The organism is Sphingobacterium shayense (assembly GCF_013179575.1).
In the GTDB taxonomy this organism is placed as follows: Bacteria; Bacteroidota; Bacteroidia; order Sphingobacteriales; family Sphingobacteriaceae; genus Sphingobacterium; species Sphingobacterium shayense.
Map to the genome: position 1 here is coordinate 1 of NZ_JABMCQ010000007.1, position 19,659 is coordinate 19,659.

Here is a 19,659-nt window from a genome sequence, read left to right on the forward strand (position 1 = left end):
TGGAATCAACCTTGAAATACCGCCCTTTAGGTATTCGGTTTCTAACTCGATTATGTCGAGGACATTGTTTGGTGGGTAGTTTGACTGGGGTGGTCGCCTCCAAAAAGGTAACGGAGGCTTTCAAAGGTAAGCTCAGTACGCTTGGTAACCGTACGTGGAGTGCAATGGCATAAGCTTGCTTGACTGTGAGACCAACAAGTCGACCAGGGTCGAAAGACGGACATAGTGATCCGGTGGTTCTGTATGGAAGGGCCATCGCTCAAAGGATAAAAGGTACTCTGGGGATAACAGGCTGATCTCCCCCAAGAGCTCATATCGACGGGGAGGTTTGGCACCTCGATGTCGGCTCGTCACATCCTGGGGCTGGAGAAGGTCCCAAGGGTTGGGCTGTTCGCCCATTAAAGTGGCACGCGAGCTGGGTTCAGAACGTCGCGAGACAGTTCGGTCCCTATCTGTTGTGGGCGCTGGAAGTTTGAGTGGATCTGACCTTAGTACGAGAGGACCGGGTTGGACGAACCGCTGGTGAACCTGTTATGCCGCCAGGTGTACGGCAGGGTAGCTACGTTCGGAATAGATAAGCGCTGAAAGCATCTAAGTGCGAAACTAGCCACGAGATGAGACTTCCTTATAGGGTCGTTGGAGATTACGACGTTGATAGGCTATAGGTGTAAAGGTTGAGAGACCAAAGCCAAGTAGTACTAATAACCCGAAGCTTTCCACGCCGGTAGATTTCTGTTGTCTTCCTTCTTAACTTTTCTTTCAATGTTGTCATAGTTTTAAAGTGACCGAGAATGTTCTTTAAAACATAAAGATATTCAGGTGCCTATATCGGCGGTGTCTACCTCTTCCCATTCCGAACAGAGCAGTCAAGCCCGCCAGAGCCGATGGTATTGCCGTAACAGGTGGGAGAGTAGGTCGGTGCCTAATTTTATACAAAACCCCTTCAAGTAATTGGAGGGGTTTTTTTTGTGCCTTTTTTTGCTGATTAATCCTGCTGTTTTAAGCTAGCTTCCTCTACTTTTATATTAAGATTTTTACATGTCGGATCCATTTAAATGGGGTATCTTGTGTGATAAAACCGTTAGTTCTGAAAAGACAAAATCATGAGTAAAAAAGTAGCAATTTTGTTAATTATAATTTTAGTTATTGTCGGCGTTTTGGTGGCCTATCGAATAATTGATAATCGAAAGAAGACAGAGGCGCAAGGTGCCGCCGGAGGGAAGCGCAGTGAAGCAAAGGTATATGGAGTTGTCGTCCAAGGACAGCCATTTTCTGATTATCTCTCTTTAACTGGTTCTATTGAACCAAACGAAATTGTCACCCTTCGGTCCGAGATTTCAGGAATAATTGAAGAGCTGAGTTTCCAAGAAGGGACGATGGTTAGTGCTGGCCAAGTGTTGATTCGTATTAATGATGCTGAATTGCGTGCTCAGCTTGCCCAAGCGAACACACGAAATGAATTGGCTGGAGAGAATGAACGAAGAGCAAAGCTCCTTTTAGAAAAGCAAGCCATAAGCCAAGAAGAATATGACATAGCTAGTGCAGATTATAGAACGGCGCAGTCACAGATTAAATTGATCGAGGCTCAGCTTAGTAAAACGCAAGTTCGCGCTCCGTTTTCTGGAAAAGTCGGTTTAAGGAATATTTCCAAAGGCAGCTACATTACACCTACTACTGATATAGCACAACTGGTGAATATGAATAAGGTAAAACTTCAGTTTTCTATTCCAGAGAAGTATGCTAGTCGAGTTCGAAACGGTGTTACTGTAACATTCACGGTCCAAGAACAATCTCAGGAATTCGTAGCATCCATTTATGCGACTGAACCGGCCATCGACGCAAACACACGTACATTGCGGGTCAGGGCAATAGCAGACAACCATGATTACGCACTTATACCTGGAACCTTTGCCAATGTAATATTTCCACTTGAAACAATCGACGAAGGGCTTTTAGTTCCAGCGGAGGCGTTAGTCCCTGTACAAAACGGCAAGAAATTGTTTGTATTACAACATGGGATTGCAAGGGAAGTTCTTGTTGAAACTGGAGGGCGTACTGAAGCGAGTGTATTGGTTACAAAAGGTATTTCTGCGGGAGATACGATTTTAACATCGGGAGTAATGGCATTACGTGATGGAAGTTCAGTTGAAGTGGAGCTACGTTAAAATAGGAAAATATGAGTAGTTTATCGACCATAAGCATAAAACGTCCCGTTTTAGCAATTGTAATGAATCTAATGTTGATCCTATTCGGGATCATTGGTTACACATTTTTAGGTGTCAGGGAGTATCCATCGATTGATCCTGCACAAATATCCGTGCGGACAAACTATTCTGGAGCTAATGCGGATATTATAGAATCTCAGATAACGGAACCTCTTGAGAAATCTATAAATGCTATTGATGGAATTCGAAATATTTCTTCATCGAGTAATCAAGGGAGCAGCAATATTACGATTGAATTTAACTTGGGCAAGAACCTAGAAGAGGCCGCTAACGATGTACGGGATAAAGTGTCTGAAGCTCAAAGACGCTTACCCCAAGATATTGATTCTGCGCCTGTCGTATCCAAAGCAGATGCAGACTCCGAGCCAATCATTTCGATGACGGTCCAAAGCACCACCAAAAATGTCCTCGAACTCTCTGACTATGCAGAAAATGTAATTGCGCAACGTCTGCAAACCATACCTGGCGTTAGTTCCGTACAAATTTGGGGTCAACGCAAATATGCTATGCGCCTTTGGATTGATCCAATTCGGTTAGCCTCATACGGTTTAACTGTACTAGATGTTCGCGATGCACTAAATAATCAAAACGTTGAATTGCCATCTGGTAAACTGACTGGTGAAAATACAGAGCTTGCCGTCAAAACGGTGGGAAATTTAGCGACCGAAGACGACTTCAACAACATTATTATTAAAGTTGACAATAATCGAATAATTCGATTAAAAGATGTTGGGAATGCAGCACTGGAAGCTGAAAATTTCGAAACTAAGATGTCCGATTCCGGCTTCCCAATGGTAGCATTGGCAGTGATACCTCAGCCAGGGACTAATTATCTAGATATAGCTGAAAAGTTTTATCAGGAATATGATAAACTTCAAAATGATTTACCGGTTGGTTTTGAGTTGAATATTGCTATAGATAATACACAGTTTGTAAAACGTGCGGTTTTAGAGGTTGCTGAAACATTAATTATTTCAATTGTTTTAGTTGTACTTATTATTTATTTGTTTTTTAGAAATTGGGGAATCGCATTTCGGCCCTTACTTGATATTCCTGTCTCGCTAATTGCGACCTTTTTTATAATGTATCTTTGTGGTTTTTCAATAAACGTTCTTACATTATTAGCTATCGTATTGGCAACAGGGCTAGTTGTTGACGATGGAATTGTTGTTACTGAAAATATATTCAAAAAGGTAGAAGAGGGAATGTCTCCGATTGAAGCAGCGATTAAGGGCTCGAACGAAATATTTTTTGCTGTAATTTCAATTTCGATTACTCTAGCAGCCGTTTTCTTACCAGTAATATTTTTGGAAGGGTTCGTTGGGCGATTGTTTCGAGAGTTCGGCGTTGTTATAGGTGCTGCTGTTTTGATATCAGCGTTCGTTTCTCTTTCATTAACTCCTATGTTAAATGCTTATTTAATGAAGGGCGGTGAGCAAAAGAAGTCTGCATTCTATAATCGTACCGAACGATATTTTGTGGCGATGAATAGTGAGTATGAGAATTCTTTACGAGGGTTTCTAAAATTTAAATGGCTCAGCTTTGTCGTAATTATAGGATGTTTTGCTTTGATTTATGGATTTTATACTGTGCTTCCAAAAGAGACAGCTCCATATGATGATAGAAGTTATATAAGTTTACGTGCTTCAGCGCCGGAGGGGGTATCATATGATTACATGGATAGGTTTATGACGGAGTTAACCATGCTAATTAATGATTCTGTTCCTGAGAAAAAGGTCAACCTGGTTATCACTTCACCAGGGTTTGGTTCTGCTTCATCCAACAGCGGTTTTATACGACTCGGCCTTGTCGATCCGGATAAAAGGGAACGTGCGCAAGGAGAAATTGCTGATCACCTATCTACGCTTACTAAGCAGTATTCAGAGGCTCGCGTTTCTGTTTCCCAACAACCGACTATCGCAGTAAATCGGCGCGGAGGGCTTCCTATTCAGTACATCATACAAGCCCCCAACTTTCAGAGTTTGGAAGAGAAGATACCTTTGTTTATGAACGCGCTTGCTGAGGATAAAACCTTTTCGATTGTAGACGTTAATCTAAAATTTAACAAGCCGGAGGTTTATGTCTCTATCGATCGCGAGAAGGCGCAATCAATGGGTGTTTCTGTTTTAGACATAGCACAAACCTTACAAATGTCTTTATCAGGGCAACGTTTTGGCTATTTCATGATGAACGGTAAACAATATCAAGTAATGGGACAGTTCGATAAAAAAGATCGTGCCACGCCAATGGATTTAGCTGCCATTTTTGTTAAAAGTGATAATGGGCAGTTGGTTCAACTCGATAACATTGTTGAAATTGAAGAGCGGAGTAGCCCTCCACAGCTATACCATAATAACAGGTATATGTCGGCAACGGTGTCTGCAGGACTTGCGCCAGGGCGTAGTATGGATGAAGGGCTAAAGGTAATGGATGCCATTAAAGAAAAGGTTCTCGACGAAACTTTTACAACTGATCTTGGGGGTGAAGCGCGTGATTTCGTTGAGAGTGGATCCAATACTTTGTTTGCTTTTGGGTTAGCAGTTTTGTTAATTTTTTTAATACTTGCTGCACAATTTGAAAGTTTTATGGATCCGGTAATTATACTTTTGACAGTTCCGATGGCGGTAGGTGGAGCTCTTTTTTCATTGTGGCTGTTCGGGGAGACATGGAATATTTTTAGTCAGATTGGTACCATTATGCTTATCGGTCTAGTTACTAAGAATGGAATTCTTATCGTGGAATTTGCTAACCAGTTGCGAGATCAGGGCTATAACAAATATGATGCTGTACTCGCTGCATCCGAAGCAAGATTGCGTCCGATATTGATGACGTCATTGGCCATTGCGCTGGGAGCGTTACCGATTGCTCTTTCATTAGGTGCCGCATCAACTAGTCGTATCGGAATGGGAGTTGTTATCGTTGGTGGGACAATGTTTTCTTTGGTATTGACGTTGTATGTCATTCCGGCGTTTTATTTAATGCTCTCTCGTAATCGCGTGAAAAGAGTGGAATTTGAAAACTTGGAAAACTAGTTTATGAATAAATTATTATTAACAGGATTCTTTTTTGTTTTTGCCGTTATTCCTTTGTATTCTCAACAGGTTTTAACAATTGAAACTGCGGTTAAAATTGCGTTAGAAAATAATTATGATATTCGTTTATCAAAGAATGGATTGGAAGTAGCAAAGGAGAATAAGACATTCGGAAATGCTGGACTATTGCCAACGGTGACAGCGAATCTAACGCAAAGCAATAGCAGTCAGAATTCCACTCAAATTCAAAATACGGGCGTCGAACGCTCGCTCGATAATGCCAAGAATAATAGTTTAAGTTATGGGGTAAGTTTAGGCTGGACAATTTTTGACGGTATGGGAATGTTTGCTCGTTATGATAAACTTGAAGAACTTGAAAAACAAGGGCATCTCCAAGTAAAGCGACAGGTCTTAACTACGGTAGGGGATGTAATTACGCTTTATTATACGATTGTCGAGCAGAACAATCTACTGAGCGCGCTTGATTCGAGTATCCAAATATCAAAAGAGCGTCTTCGAACTGCGGAAAATCGTTTTTCAATTGGTAAAGCAGCTAAGCTGGAGGTACTGAATGTCCAGGTTAATTTAAATGAAGATATTTCTATGCGATTACGGCAAGCAGAAACTGTAAAAAACCTTAAGACGAATCTAAACAGTATCCTCGTCCGTGATCTTGATATCGATTTTGAAGTTGATAGAAATGTTAATATCGACGAAACTCTAGTTTTTAGTGAGCTTTATGAGAAAGCTAATAAATTTAATCCTGATCTTCAACTGATCTTACTAAATAGGAAAATAGCGGAATTGGATCTTAAGGTAACAAAAGCGTCTCGATACCCTACTGTAAGATTAAATAGTGGATATAATTTTTCTCAGTCTGAATCTAGTTTAGGCTTTGTGGCAAGTTCTAGGGCCCGCGGTCTGAACTATGGTGTGACAGCGAGTATGAATATTTTTGATGGATTTAACCAGCGCAGAAATGAGAAGATTGCTAAGTTGGACGTGGATAATGCCACTATTCAAGTGGAGCAACAACAACATTTTGTCCAGACTAATCTTAAAACAGCGTTTCAAACTTACTTGACTAATCTTGAATTGCTGAAACTTGAAGGTACAAATGAAGGAATAGCACGTCAAAATCTAGAAATTACATTAGCGAAATTTAATATTGGATCTATCAGTGCTATTGAATTCAGAGATGCGCAGGAGAATTTTATTGATGCTATTTCACGCTATAATGCTGCGCAATTACAGGCTAAACTTTCGGAGGTACAACTTAAAGAGTTAATCGGCGAAATCGATTTTTAGTAATTTTTTGAATTGATATTGGTTGATAATTCCTTAGTTGATAGCTTGTATCTTTTTTGTTAACAAAAAATTGAACAAACGTTTGCTTTAATTTTTTGTTTTTTTTTAGAGGTGAATACTATTATACTTGTATAAGCAAACACGAAAGTGATTCTTGCTTATAACCTTTTATAGTCTGTTTCTAGTAGTTGTAATCGGTTATCCCAATAGACTGTTTAGTTTGTTTTAAAATAGGTGATTTTAGAGGGGGCGCTTATTGTCGTCCCCTTTAATGTAAACGTTAAATTTATCTAACACATGGATTCAAATAGAAGAGATTTTTTAAAGAAAGCTACGCTTCTTTCAAGTGCTGCTATCACATTGCCGGCTATTAATAACGGAGCTTTAGCTTCGGTACCGACGTTTAATATGAGCGGGTATGCGGCTCCGAAAATCGAAAAAGTAAGGGTTGCTATCATTGGACTGGGAATGCGTGGCCCAGGAGCGGTCGATCGTATTTCTTATATTGAAGGAGCTGAAATAGTAGCGTTATGTGATAAACATGCTGATCGTGTAACTAAAGCGCAAAAAATTCTTACGAATAAAGGCTTGAAAGAGGCGAAGTCTTACTCAGGAGAAGAAGGATGGCAACAAATGCTAAAAGAGGTTGAATTAGACCTTGTGTATATTTGCACACCTTGGGCGTATCATGCGCCAATGGCTATTGCGGCTATGAAATCGGGATCACATGCAGTAACAGAAGTTCCAATTGGTTTAACTGTTCAAGAGTGCTGGGAGGTTATCAAAACATCCGAGGAAACAAAGAAACACTGTATGATGCTTGAGAATTGTTGTTATGATTTCTTTGAAATGTTAACATTGAATATGGCGCGACAAGGTATGTTTGGTGAGCTAGTTCATGCGGAAGGTGCATATATCCACGATTTATTGGATTTGAATTTCAATAAAAAAGGATATGATAATATGTGGCGATTACGTGAAAATATTAAAATGAATGGTAATCTTTACCCAACTCACGGTGTTGGTCCAATTGCTCAATGTTTAAATATCAATTGCGGCGATCGGATGACTCATTTAGTAGCAATGCAATCAAACGATTTTATGATGGGAGATACTGCTCGTGAGCTTGCTGCTAAAGACTCTTTTTACGAAGAGTTTGTTGGTAAAAAATATCGAGGCAATATGGACACGACGTTAATCAAAACAGAAAAGGGGAAAACTATTATGCTCCAGCATGATGTTACATCTCCGCGCCCATATTCTCGGATACATTTATTAAGTGGTACGAAGGGTTTTGCACAAAAGTATCCAACTGAAAATATCGCTTTTGGGCATTCGTTTATTAAAAAAGATGAGCTGGAGGGTTTGTACGATAAATATACACCTGAATTGGTGAAATTTATTGGACAGCAAGCTAAAGACGTTGGTGGTCATGGGGGTATGGATTTTATGATGGATTGGCGTTTAATCGATTGTTTACGTAATGGACTACCTTTAGATCAAAGTGTATATGATGGGGCTGCATGGAGCTCGATCGTGCCTTTAAGTTGTGAGTCCGTTGCCAAAAACAGTAAGTCGGTTAATATTCCTGACTTCACGAAAGGAGGCTGGAAAACTAATAAACCACATGATTTAACATTAAACGGTGGAGGTAATACCAAAATACGTGCTAAGGTTGTTAAAGGTCAAGGGAATCAATTGAACGTTGGCTAGGTCGGCCTTATTAAAATAAAAAAAAGTTCAGTAGTTTACTGGACTTTTTTTTGCTCAAAATTTTTCGACTATATTAGTGATATGATATCAACAACCTTGAAAATCGTTTTGGTAGGATCTGTGATCCTCGGATCCTGTCAATCGAATAGCAAGCAAAACCAAGAAACCATTTTTGCGAGTGATTCTGTCGCGGTCTGCCATACAGGACATATACCGTCTCGATTTACAAATATTTCCGACACTAGTTCTTATAATGTTGGAAAGGATGACATGAGGATGGTCCGAATTGTTGGAGGGAAATTTCAGATGGGATCTGCAAACTTCGCCGATGCACAACCAATACACGAAATAGAAGTATCCTCCTTTTTAATGGATGAACATGAAGTTACGAATGCTCAGTTTGCTAAATTTGTTAAAGAAACTGGTTATGTAACGCTTGCGGAAAGACCTTTAGACCCTAAAGAGTTTCCCGGTGTTGACCCTAAAATGTTGGTTCCTGGATCCGCGGTTTTTATGACACCTCAGAATGTGACATCTTTAAATGATCATTTGCAATGGTGGAGTTATGTGCCAGGAGCAAGTTGGAAGAATCCAGAGGGGCCCGAGAGCAACTTAAAAGGAAAAGATGCCCATCCTGTAACGCAGTTAGCCTATCAGGATGCAGAAGCATATGCAAAGTGGGCAGGCAAACGACTACCCACAGAAGCTGAATGGGAGTATGCAGCGAAGGCTGGTAAACATGTCGATGAAATGTATTATTGGGGAAGCGAAAAAAAGGAAAAAGGAAAATGGTTAGCAAATATATATCAAGGCACGTTTCCTACCAACAACACCACAGAAGATGGATTCGAGACAACTGCGCCGGTAAAGTCTTTTCCTTCCAATGCTTGGGGACTATATGATATGGAGGGTAATGTCTGGGAATGGTGTTCTGATTTTTACAGACCAGATTATTATGCGTTAAGCGATAAAATAGATCCAAAGGGACCGAAAGATTCCCATGATCCACAAGAACCCGGCGCTATAAAACGTGTGCAAAGAGGCGGGTCTTTTTTATGTAATGACCAGTATTGTGAACGATATAAAGCGGGAAGCAGGGGGAAAGGAGAACAAAATAGTCCAACAAATAATGTTGGTTTCCGCTGCGTGAAAGATCTAATAGAATGAAATTCACTGTAATGATATATTTAAGGCTCACAAATATGTGAGCCTTAAATATTCTATTAATTTAACAGGCATTTACTGCGCATTTAAGAACATTGATTTTTTCGATACAAGCTCGCGGAAATATGGATCTTGAAGATCGTCGATAAATCGAATTGCTTCTCCTGTAGATTTCATTTCTGGTCCTAATTGTTTATCCACTTCAGGAAATTTAGAGAATGAAAACACAGGTTCTTTAATAGCCCAGCCAGTTAACTTACGTTCAATTTTGAAATCTTTCAATTTGTTTACACCCAACATTACTTTTGTTGCAATGTTTATATACGGAACATCATATGCCTTCGCAATGAAAGGTACAGTACGCGATGCACGGGGATTCGCTTCTATAACAAACACCTTGTCGTCTTTAATTGCAAACTGGATATTTAAAAGCCCCTTTACATCAAGCGCTTTAGCAAGTTTAACAGAGTATTCCTCCATTTTATCTTGGACGCTTTGTGATAAGCTAAATGGTGGTAATACCGCTGAGGAATCCCCAGAGTGAATCCCCGCAGGCTCGATATGTTCCATCATCCCTATAATATGTACATCTTCTCCATCACAAATCGAATCTGATTCAGCTTCTTCGGCGCGATCTAAGAAATGGTCAATTAAGATGTGGTTTCCAGGAAGACTTTTAAGTAGGTTTACCACCGCTTTTTCTAGGTCTTCGTCATTGATTACGATACTCATACCTTGCCCGCCTAGTACGTATGATGGACGAACTAAAACAGGGTAGCCTACTTCGTTTGCTACCTTGATAGCTTCTTCGGCTGAAGTGGCGACGCCATATTTTGGATAAGGAATATCAAGTTCTTTTAGTAGATCAGAGAATCGTCCACGGTCCTCAGCTAAATCCATATTCTCGAAGGATGTACCGATTATTTTTACACCCAACGCTTCGAGTTGATTAGCCATTTTAAGGGCTGTTTGGCCTCCTAGTTGTACGATAACTCCTTCAGGTTTCTCTAATTCAACAATTTCGCGAACATGTTCCCAAAACACGGGTTCAAAATATAATTTATCAGCCATGTTAAAATCTGTTGAAACGGTTTCGGGATTACAATTCACCATTATCGCTTCATACCCTGCTTCTTTCGCCGCTATCAATCCATGTACACAAGAGTAATCAAATTCAATACCTTGCCCAATGCGGTTTGGTCCAGATCCTAATACAACGATTTTTTTTCTATCAGATACTACAGATTCATTTTCGTCTTCGAATGTCGAGTAGTAATATGGTGTTTGTGCCGGGAATTCCGCTGCACAAGTATCTACCATCTTATAAACACGATTAATTCCTAATTCTTTACGACGATTGTATACTTGATCTTCCGTTACATTACCTAATAACCAAGAAATTTGGGCATCAGAGTAACCCTTTTGTTTTAATGTGACAAAAAAGTCACGAGGTATATTATTTAGTTGGTATCTACGTAATTCTGTTTCGTATTGTACGAGTTCTTGAATTTGGACTAAGAACCATTTGTCAATTCGTGTTGCCTTTCTAATCGATTCTAATGGTACACCAAGTTCAAATGCATCTTTAATATGGAATAGGCGATCACCACTTGGGTGTTCAAGGCTATCCATAATTTCCTCTAAATTGCGAAGTTGTCGTCCGTCCGCGCCTAATCCCCAACGATTAGTTTCTAACGATTGACATGCTTTTTGAAGGGCTTCTATAAAAGTACGGCCTATCGACATTACCTCTCCAACTGCCTTCATTTGTAAGCCTAGTTCTTTATTCGCTCCCTTAAATTTATCAAAATTAAAACGAGGAATTTTTACGATAACGTAATCTAATGTAGGTTCAAAATATGCGGAAGTCGTCTTTGTAATTTGGTTTTGTAGCTCGTCTAGATTATATCCGATAGCAAGTTTCGCAGCAATTTTTGCAATCGGGTAGCCTGTCGCTTTGGAGGCTAACGCCGAAGAGCGAGACACACGTGGATTAATCTCGATTGCAATGATTTCTTCGTTTTCAGGATTCACAGAGAATTGAACATTACATCCCCCAGCAAAATTCCCTATAGAGCGCATCATGCGAATTGCTTTGTTGCGCATATCTTGGTAACATTTGTCACTAAGGGTCATACCAGGAGCTACAGTAATCGAGTCTCCTGTATGTATTCCCATTGGATCAAAATTTTCAATGGTACAAATGATAATTACGTTGTCATTTGTATCACGTAAAAGTTCGAGTTCAAATTCTTTCCATCCTAAAACGGCTTGCTCGACAAGTACTTCATGTGTTGGAGATGCGTGGAGACCTCTGTTTAATGCTGCATCAAATTCTTCTTTTTTGTGTACAAACCCGCCGCCTGTACCTGCAAGGGTATATGAAGGGCGAATAACAAGCGGAAATCCGATTTCTTGAGCTGCTTCTTTTCCTTCTAGAAAAGAGTTTGCTATTTTAGAAGTAGCAACACCCACTCCGATATCGATCATTAATTTGCGAAATTCCTCACGGTTTTCCGTCTTTTCGATGGCGGCAACGTCAACACCAATAACTTGTACATTGTATTCGTCCCACAATCCAAGATTGGAGGCTTCGATACATAAATTTAATGCCGTTTGACCACCCATGGTTGGCAGCACGGCGTCGATTTTTTGTTCTTTTAGAATGCTTTCGATGCTTTCACACGTAAGCGGCAATAAATAGACATGATCTGCAATAACCTTATCGGTCATAATCGTTGCAGGATTTGAATTGATAATGGATACTTCGATGCCCTCTTCTTTTAACGATAGAGCAGCTTGAGATCCTGAATAATCAAATTCACAGGCTTGACCAATAACAATGGGGCCCGAACCAATGATTAAAACGGAGTTGATGGAGGTGTTTCTAGGCATTATTCTTATTCAAAAAATTAATCTTCAGTGTCTTTTGTTGATCAAAGCGTCGAAAATTTGCCTTAAAATGGAGGGAATTCCGACTCCTTTGTCGGAGTGCAAAGTTACATTAATTTTATTAATATTTAGTGGATTATCTATAACTTTTAATATTTGTTTACCATTTTTTGATTCGAATGAATACAAAATCGTCAAAATTTCTAGATACCGATGTTTTTGCCACAGTTATCCCTTTTAATAAATGACAATCTCGTCGGTCATTAGATAGCCTCCTTTTGGGTTAGTCGCAATTACTTTAACGAATCGTGCCATCTGGGGCTTTACTAAATCCACCTGGAAAGTTTGAAATTGTAGTTTCGGATTCTCCGAGTTTCTATAATTTTTCACCACTTCGATTTCACGATAGTTTTTCCCGTTGTCGGATAAATAAACGTGAAACTCGTCAGGGAAATAGATACCTGGCCCAGGCAATTGCATAAAACGCATGCTTACCGATTTTATTTCTTCTCGACGTTCAAAGTCAACATAAGCATCAAAGTTTCCGACAAAGCCTTGCCATTGGAGATCATGGTAGGAGAGCCCTCCAAACTCTCCATTGGAGAGAGTAAACTCTTTTTGAGCAGCATAAACTTCCCATGGCGTGTTATAATGAATTTTTTTGTTTATCCCCTTGTGTATATCTAGCTTTATTTCTTCAATAGGACTAACTTGAACAGAGTCAATGAATGAGGCTGCTTTGATTGTACTTGTCGAACTCAATATGATAGGGTTCGTGAACGGAGTGTCGTCTGCAGTCGGTGTTGTTCCGTCAGTTGTGTAATATATTAAGGGGTTACTTTGTTCGGAAATAAGCGATACCGTGTTCGTCTTTTTTTCTTTGTCGAAAGTTACCGTGGATCTCACATTGTAGGAGGGGCGATAGTAGTTAACTTCAAGTTTTTGTAATATTTTATAATGTTCTTGAAGTCTGTGTCTAAAATCTAACCAACTCCGGTCCTCTTGATTGGTCCAATTTACTTCAGCGAGTGCGATAGCTCTGGGAAAGGCCATGTATTCGACTTGCTGATAAGTCGAAATATATTCGGTCCATAGGTTCGCTTGTGCGCCTAGAATATGTTTTGATTTGTCTTCGGGTAATCCATTAGGAATTGGATTGTAGGAATACACTTTATCTAAAGGGAGGAAACCTCCAATGGCTTCTGGTTGAGTTCGCGGATCTGTTTGGTAGCTGTCAAAATAAAGATATTCTCCAGGCGTCATTATTACATCGTGTCCCATGTTAGCCGCGTTCATACCTCCCTCTTCCCCTCGCCAACTCATAACTGTTGCCCCCTCGGATAGTCCGCCCTCTAATATTTCGTCCCATCCAATTAGTTTTCGTCCATTAGCTTGTAGGAAGTTGTCGATCTCTTTGATAAGGTAACTTTGCAGTTCTTCACCTGTTTTTAGCTTTTTTTCTTTTTTTAATGCTTGACATTTTGGACAGTTTTCCCAGTGTGTTTTGTTTGCCTCATCTCCCCCTATATGAATATAAGGTGATGGAAAAATATCTAGAACTTCGGTAAGAACATTTTTTAAAAACGTGTATGTTTCCGGGTTTCCTACACAGAATTCTGCCTGGGTATAGGCTTTTCCTGTACAAGATAATTCCGGGTATAGCGCAAGTACTTCTTCGGAGTGTCCCGGCATTTCGATCTCGGGTATTATAGTGACACCTTTCGCCGCAGCATAAGCAACAAGTTCTCTTGCTTGTTCTTGTGTATAGAATCCTCCGCTTGCATTTGGCGACCCCTGCTCCACATATTGGCGCCCATTGTTCCACCAGTCCTTCCACTTTGTGTGGGTGCGCCAGGCGGCTTTCCTGGTGAGCTCAGGATATTTTTTTATCTCTAATCGCCACCCAGCGCCATCGGTGAAATGCCAATGGAAATAATTGAACTTATAGAGAGCCATGATATCGATATACTTTTTTATAAAGCTTACTGGCATATAATGCCTAGAGACATCAAGATGAAGGCCGCGGTATTTAAATCGGGGACTGTCATCAATAGTAAGCTGAGGAAGGACATTCGCATTTTGCTCTAGTAAGCCGAGCTGCACTAATGTGTAGATTCCAGAGATCATTGCTTGTGTTTCACCAGCTTTGATTAAAATCCCAGATTCGTCGACTTGTAGTCTGTAGGCGCCGGGTTGTATTTTATCTTGGGGCGTTGCGGGAAATATTCGAATTCCAGTGTGGTGTTTTTTTCCTACTTTTTTTATCACTTCCACTTGAAGTGCGGCAATTTCGGGATAAGCGGAAAGTAGAGGTGCTAAATTTTTAAATTCTTCTGTTACATATATTGACATCGAAGACGAAATCTGTGTAGTTCCTACCCCGTATGTAATCTTATTTGGTTTCGGTATAAGATTCAATGCCTTATGTTGAGCTGTGATCGAAGAGGATATGAATATTGCGAGTAAAACAAGAATTAGATTACGCATAGCGGACACCAAATTAGTTGAGTTACAAATATCTTAATTTTTTATCAAAGGCAGTGAAGAGAATTTATGAGCATAGTTGAAAAATATGATAATGTAACTACAATCATACCTTCATGATATTAATGGAATAATGATTAACTTTGCACTATGATTGAACTACCTGTTATTCCAGTTACCCAAACTCAACGTAAACCCGATTGGTTACGCGTGAAATTACCGGTGGGTAAAGAGTATCGTCATGTACGTAATTTGGTTGACGAGCATAAGTTACATACCATTTGCGAAAGTGGTAATTGTCCTAATATGGGCGAGTGTTGGGGAGCAGGGACAGCAACTTTTATGATATTAGGAAATATTTGTACACGTTCTTGTTCATTCTGTGCGGTTGCGACAGGTCGTCCGTTAAGTGTTGACCTGGATGAACCTGCAAGAGTCGCAAATTCAGTAAAATTGATGCAAGTCAAACACTGTGTGATCACTTCCGTAGATCGTGATGATTTGAAAGATGGAGGATCTATTATATGGGCAGAAACCATTAACGCAATTCGTCGTGAAAGTCCGGAGACGACATTAGAAACTCTCATCCCTGATTTTAAAGGAAATTGGGAGAACCTAGAACGTGTGATCGCTGTTCGTCCAGAAGTCGTTTCGCATAACTTAGAAACGGTCAGAAGACTTACTAGAGAAGTGCGTATTCAAGCTAAATATGATCGCTCGTTAGAGTGTCTGCGTCGGATTTCTGACGCTGGGTTAAGAACGAAGTCAGGCATAATGCTTGGTTTTGGTGAAACAGAGGAGGACGTAATAGAGGCTATGCAAGATCTTTACGATGTAGGAGTTCATATTTTAACGCTTGGACAATACCTACAGCCGACTAAAGCCCATCATCCAGTGGTGGAGTGGATTACACCCCAGCAGTTTGAGAAGTATAAGCAAATTGGGCTTGACATGGGTTTTAAATACGTCGAGTCAGGACCATTGGTTCGCTCTTCTTATCACGCAGAGAAGCATCTATTTGATATGCAATAAAATTAGTTTAACAGTAAAAAAACGTCTCTTCATATTATTGAAGAGACGTTTTTTTTACTATTATAATATTGGATCTAATATTCATATACCGTCTCTCCCGCGATAACAGTTCGTAATGTTTTGATTGCCCTCAATTGCTCTGCAGGTGCTGTCATTATATCGTCCTCAAGCACTACGAAATCAGCGTCCTTACCCGGTTCGATACTTCCGCGCTTTTTTTCTTGAAAGCACGAAAAAGCAGCCCAAGTTGTCATCCCCCGGAGGGCCTGTTCTCTCGTAATAGCATTTTCTATTTGGAATCCTTGCTGTGGAAATCCTGTTTTATCAACACGTGCTACGGCCGCATGAAAACCGTAAAGTGGATTGAAGTGTTCAACAGGGAAGTCACTTCCTAGTGCAAGCTTGCCATATTGTTGTAAAAGATCTTTATAGGCGTAGGCCCCTTTCATACGTTCAGAACCAAGACGTTCCTCTGCCCAATACATGTCCGAAGTAGCGTGTGTTGGCTGTACAGAGGGAATAATATGAAATTTAGCAAATTTGCTGAAATCGCTAGGAGCTATAATTTGAGCGTGTTCAATACGCCAACGCCGCTTTTTACCATTTTTTAGATGCTTCCCATAGGTGTCTAGTATGAGTCTGTTAGCTGAGTCGCCAATAGCATGGGTATTTACTTGATAAGGGGAAGCGGCTAAAGTTTGTATTACTTTATCAAATTCTTCGGGTGTATGTAAGAGAAATCCTCGAGACGGGGCGTCATGGTAGTGGTCTAAAAGGCAGGCTCCACGTGATCCAAGAGCTCCATCCGCCATCAACTTGATAGATCTTATCGAGAGTCGATCGGTTTCGTAGAAACCATCATCAATTGCTCTTTTAATATTAGACGGATTTCCGGCAATCATAGCATAGTCTCTGATTTTTAACGAATCTTGCTGATAAAATTTTTTAAGCTGCTCGAGTTCTTCGAACGAAAGACCTGCATCTACGATGCTTGTTAATCCTACCGAAAAAAGCGAGTCTTGTGCTTTTCTTAGACTTAGCAAACGATCTCTTTCGTCGGAACCGGGGATATAACGTGAAACGAGAGAGATTGCGTTGTCAATCAGAATTCCAGTCAGCCGGTTAGTACTGTCTCTTCCTAAAATACCTCCCGATACGTTTTCGTTACTATCTAATTTCGATAGTTCAATTGCTTTGGAGTTTACTAGCGCAGCATGGTAATCCACACGAGAAATAAAGATTGCGGTGTTTGGGAAGTACTTGTCTAGACTATCTTTTGTAGGGAATTCATTTTCCTCCCATAAATTTTGATCCCAACCACCTCCGACCACCCAAGTTTTTTCAGGATTAGCTTGTTGATAAACCTTAAGCCTTCTAATTACTTCGTCGAACGATGCTGATCCATTTAGATCTACTTGAGCAAGTAAGTCGGCGAACATAAAAAAGTGGGCATGAGCATCGTAGAAGCCGGGGTATATGGGTTTTCCTAGTGCGTCTATACTTTCTTTTGCATTATATTTATTTTGAATACTTTCCGTACTCCCGATATCTACAAAAACACCATTTTTCACGGCAAATGCTTCAGCTTGTCGAAAAGCTGAATCTACCGTATATACTTTTGCGTTGTAGACAATAAGATCTACTTCTTTGTTTGTGGTACAGCCAATGATAAGTAATGGCAATAAAAGGAGTGATAGGTTTTGAATTCTTCTCATCCGACAATTGTTAAGTGATGTCTAAAATACGAAATAACTGTGATGTCCGTATTTTCGAGGTAAAGTATAAATAAAAAATCCTTGTCATAAAAGAAGGACAAGGATTTTTTATTCTGAAAAATCTATAAAGCGATTCTAGTAAGGATTGCTTTTTTAAAAAATTTAACAATATTCATCAAAAGCTGCAATCAAATTGTCTGCAATCATTTGTGCGGGACGACCTTCGATCATGTGTCTCTCTATCATATGAACCAATTTTCCGTCTTTGAAAAGGGCCATTGCTGGAGATGATGGAGGATAAGGTAACATATAATTACGTGCTTTATCGACGGCATCTTTTTCCATACCTGCAAACACCGTAACTAGTTTGCTGGGTTTTTTGCCATTTTCCACCGCGAATCGAGCCGCTGGGCGGGCGTTCGCTGCTGCGCATCCACAGACCGAGTTCACGACGACAAACACCGTGCCCTCCGCAGGTATTACTGCATCTACTTCATCGGCATTTTTTAATTCTTGGAATCCTGCGTCTACAAGCTCTTGACGCATCGGAGCTACTAAATATTCTGGATACATTTCGTTTTTTTTTAATGTCAAAAATTAATTAAAGTTGACTCAAGAAGGCAACCAACACAAAGGTAATGCTTTGTATTCCTTTAATCAATATCCGATCCTCAGGATTATGTCAGAATTCGTTAGAAAAGGCGCAAATTGTCTTTGAAATCAGGTAAGTAACGGTTATTTTTGTTATAGAAATAAATAAAATTATGACTACAAAAGAATCAACCTACGTACCATACAAAGTAAAAGACATAAGTCTCGCCGAATGGGGACGAAAAGAAATAGAATTAGCCGAAGCTGAAATGCCTGGTTTAATGAGCTTGAGAAAAGAATTCGGAACCGAAAAGCCGCTTCAGGGGGCACGTATCGCGGGATGCCTACATATGACGATTCAAACAGCCGTGTTAATCGAAACATTAGTTGCCTTAGGTGCGCAAGTTTCTTGGTCGTCTTGTAATATTTTTTCTACTCAGGATCACGCGGCTGCCGCGATCGCTGCTGCGGGGATCCCGGTTTATGCTTGGAAAGGTATGAATGAACAGGAGTTTAATTGGTGTATTGAACAAACTTTGTTTTTTGGACAGGAACGGCAACCGTTAAACATGATACTTGATGACGGAGGGGATTTAACTAATATGGTTTTTGATCAGTTTCCCGAACTAATTGACGGAATCCGTGGACTTTCCGAGGAGACGACAACGGGTGTCCATCGTTTGTATGAACGGATGAAAAATGGCACATTACATTTGCCCGCGATCAATGTCAACGACTCGGTTACTAAATCAAAGTTCGATAATAAATACGGATGTCGCGAATCACTAGTAGATGCTATCCGGCGTGCGACTGATTTGATGCTTGCCGGTAAAGTTGCCGTCGTTGCGGGTTATGGCGACGTTGGAAAAGGTTCCGCGGAGTCCTTACGCTCCGCAGGTGTGCGTGTAATTGTTACTGAAATCGATCCAATTTGTGCGCTTCAGGCTGCAATGGAAGGTTTTGAAGTCAAAAAAATGTATGATGCTATTAAAGAAGCGAATATCGTCGTAACCACAACAGGTAATAAAGATATTATACGCTCCGAACATTTCAAGTTGATGAAAGATAAAACGGTCGTATGTAACATTGGACATTTCGACAATGAAATCGATGTTGCTTGGTTAAACGAAAATTATGGTTCAAGCAAAGTCGAAATTAAGCCTCAAGTGGACAAGTATTCAATTGATGGTACAGATATTATTTTGCTCGCTGAGGGACGTTTAGTAAATTTAGGCTGTGCTACCGGTCACCCTTCCTTTGTAATGTCTAACTCTTTTACAAATCAGACGCTTGCACAAATTGAATTATGGACCAATCCAGATAAATACGACAAAAAAGTCTATACATTGCCTAAGTATTTGGATGAGAAAGTTGCTAGGCTGCATCTAGCACATATTGGTGTTGAGCTTGATACTTTATCGCAAGAACAAGCGGCCTACATCGGCGTAACGGTTGAGGGGCCTTATAAGGCCGATGCTTACCGGTATTAGTTCGCAAGAAATG

General features: G+C 40.2%; 11 protein-coding genes and 2 rRNA genes. 9 read left to right on the forward strand and 4 right to left on the reverse strand.

From position 1 onward, the window contains the following. The 7 genes from HP439_RS01875 to HP439_RS01905 all read left to right on the forward strand — a co-directional run. Positions 1–722: ribosomal RNA gene (locus HP439_RS01875) — 23S ribosomal RNA — on the forward strand; the annotation flags it as partial. A 93-nt stretch (positions 723–815) separates the two neighbouring features. Then, positions 816–927 (forward strand): 5S ribosomal RNA (rrf, locus tag HP439_RS01880). Positions 928–1,103: 176 nt separating this feature from the next. Next, the gene (locus tag HP439_RS01885) at positions 1,104–2,165 is read left to right on the forward strand and encodes an efflux RND transporter periplasmic adaptor subunit (RefSeq protein WP_172388654.1); all 1,062 of its coding nucleotides are present in this window, start codon (positions 1,104–1,106) and stop codon (positions 2,163–2,165) included. A gap of 11 nt (positions 2,166–2,176) precedes the next feature. Continuing rightward, entirely contained in the window at positions 2,177–5,257 is a 3,081-nt protein-coding gene (locus HP439_RS01890) for an efflux RND transporter permease subunit (RefSeq protein WP_172388655.1), read from the forward strand. A 3-nt stretch (positions 5,258–5,260) separates the two neighbouring features. Then, the gene (locus HP439_RS01895) at positions 5,261–6,565 is read left to right on the forward strand and encodes a TolC family protein (protein WP_172388656.1); all 1,305 of its coding nucleotides are present in this window, start codon (positions 5,261–5,263) and stop codon (positions 6,563–6,565) included. A 297-nt stretch (positions 6,566–6,862) separates the two neighbouring features. Beyond that, positions 6,863–8,278 carry a Gfo/Idh/MocA family protein gene (locus HP439_RS01900; RefSeq protein WP_172388657.1) on the forward strand — a complete coding sequence of 472 codons (1,416 nt, stop codon included), beginning with the start codon at positions 6,863–6,865 and terminating at the stop codon, positions 8,276–8,278. A gap of 81 nt (positions 8,279–8,359) precedes the next feature. Continuing rightward, positions 8,360–9,445, forward strand: a complete 1,086-nt coding sequence (locus HP439_RS01905) for a formylglycine-generating enzyme family protein (RefSeq protein ID WP_172388658.1) — start codon at positions 8,360–8,362, stop codon at positions 9,443–9,445. A 72-nt stretch (positions 9,446–9,517) separates the two neighbouring features. Here the strand turns inward: HP439_RS01905 and carB are convergent, their stop codons facing one another. Next, the gene (carB, locus tag HP439_RS01910) at positions 9,518–12,337 is read right to left on the reverse strand and encodes a carbamoyl-phosphate synthase large subunit (protein ID WP_172388659.1); all 2,820 of its coding nucleotides are present in this window, start codon (positions 12,335–12,337) and stop codon (positions 9,518–9,520) included. 234 nt (positions 12,338–12,571) lie between these two features. After that, on the reverse strand, positions 12,572–14,821 hold the full coding sequence (locus HP439_RS01915) for a glycoside hydrolase family 20 protein (protein WP_172388660.1): 2,250 nt from the start codon (positions 14,819–14,821) through the stop codon (positions 12,572–12,574). A 147-nt stretch (positions 14,822–14,968) separates the two neighbouring features. Here HP439_RS01915 and lipA point away from each other — a divergent pair, with 147 nt between their 5' ends. Continuing rightward, a complete protein-coding gene (gene lipA / locus HP439_RS01920) occupies positions 14,969–15,850 on the forward strand; it encodes a lipoyl synthase (RefSeq protein ID WP_172388661.1) in 882 nt (293 codons plus the stop codon). A gap of 74 nt (positions 15,851–15,924) precedes the next feature. Here lipA and HP439_RS01925 read toward each other — a convergent pair whose 3' ends face one another. Both HP439_RS01925 and HP439_RS01930 read right to left on the reverse strand, forming a co-directional pair. After that, positions 15,925–17,565, reverse strand: a complete 1,641-nt coding sequence (locus HP439_RS01925; protein ID WP_172388662.1) for an amidohydrolase — start codon at positions 17,563–17,565, stop codon at positions 15,925–15,927. Between the two features lie 162 nt (positions 17,566–17,727). Then, positions 17,728–18,138, reverse strand: coding sequence for a BrxA/BrxB family bacilliredoxin (locus HP439_RS01930; RefSeq protein ID WP_172388663.1), 411 nt, complete (start codon positions 18,136–18,138; stop codon positions 17,728–17,730). A 191-nt stretch (positions 18,139–18,329) separates the two neighbouring features. Between HP439_RS01930 and ahcY the strand changes: the two genes are divergently transcribed. Further along, entirely contained in the window at positions 18,330–19,646 is a 1,317-nt protein-coding gene (gene ahcY / locus HP439_RS01935; protein WP_172388664.1) for an adenosylhomocysteinase, read from the forward strand. Positions 19,647–19,659 lie beyond the last annotated feature (13 nt).

Bases quoted from the DNA above. Each gene is read 5' to 3' on its own strand.
- HP439_RS01895 (WP_172388656.1), top strand. From the start codon at position 5,261: ATGAATAAATTATTATTAACAGGATTCTTTTTTGTTTTTGCCGTTATT.
- HP439_RS01900 (WP_172388657.1), top strand. From the start codon at position 6,863: ATGGATTCAAATAGAAGAGATTTTTTAAAGAAAGCTACGCTTCTTTCA.
- HP439_RS01925 (WP_172388662.1), bottom strand. From the start codon at position 17,565: ATGAGAAGAATTCAAAACCTATCACTCCTTTTATTGCCATTACTTATC.
- HP439_RS01915 (WP_172388660.1), bottom strand. From the start codon at position 14,821: ATGCGTAATCTAATTCTTGTTTTACTCGCAATATTCATATCCTCTTCG.
- carB (WP_172388659.1), bottom strand. From the start codon at position 12,337: ATGCCTAGAAACACCTCCATCAACTCCGTTTTAATCATTGGTTCGGGC.
- ahcY (WP_172388664.1), top strand. From the start codon at position 18,330: ATGACTACAAAAGAATCAACCTACGTACCATACAAAGTAAAAGACATA.
- HP439_RS01905 (WP_172388658.1), top strand. From the start codon at position 8,360: ATGATATCAACAACCTTGAAAATCGTTTTGGTAGGATCTGTGATCCTC.
- HP439_RS01930 (WP_172388663.1), bottom strand. From the start codon at position 18,138: ATGTATCCAGAATATTTAGTAGCTCCGATGCGTCAAGAGCTTGTAGAC.
- lipA (WP_172388661.1), top strand. From the start codon at position 14,969: ATGATTGAACTACCTGTTATTCCAGTTACCCAAACTCAACGTAAACCC.
- HP439_RS01885 (WP_172388654.1), top strand. From the start codon at position 1,104: ATGAGTAAAAAAGTAGCAATTTTGTTAATTATAATTTTAGTTATTGTC.
- HP439_RS01890 (WP_172388655.1), top strand. From the start codon at position 2,177: ATGAGTAGTTTATCGACCATAAGCATAAAACGTCCCGTTTTAGCAATT.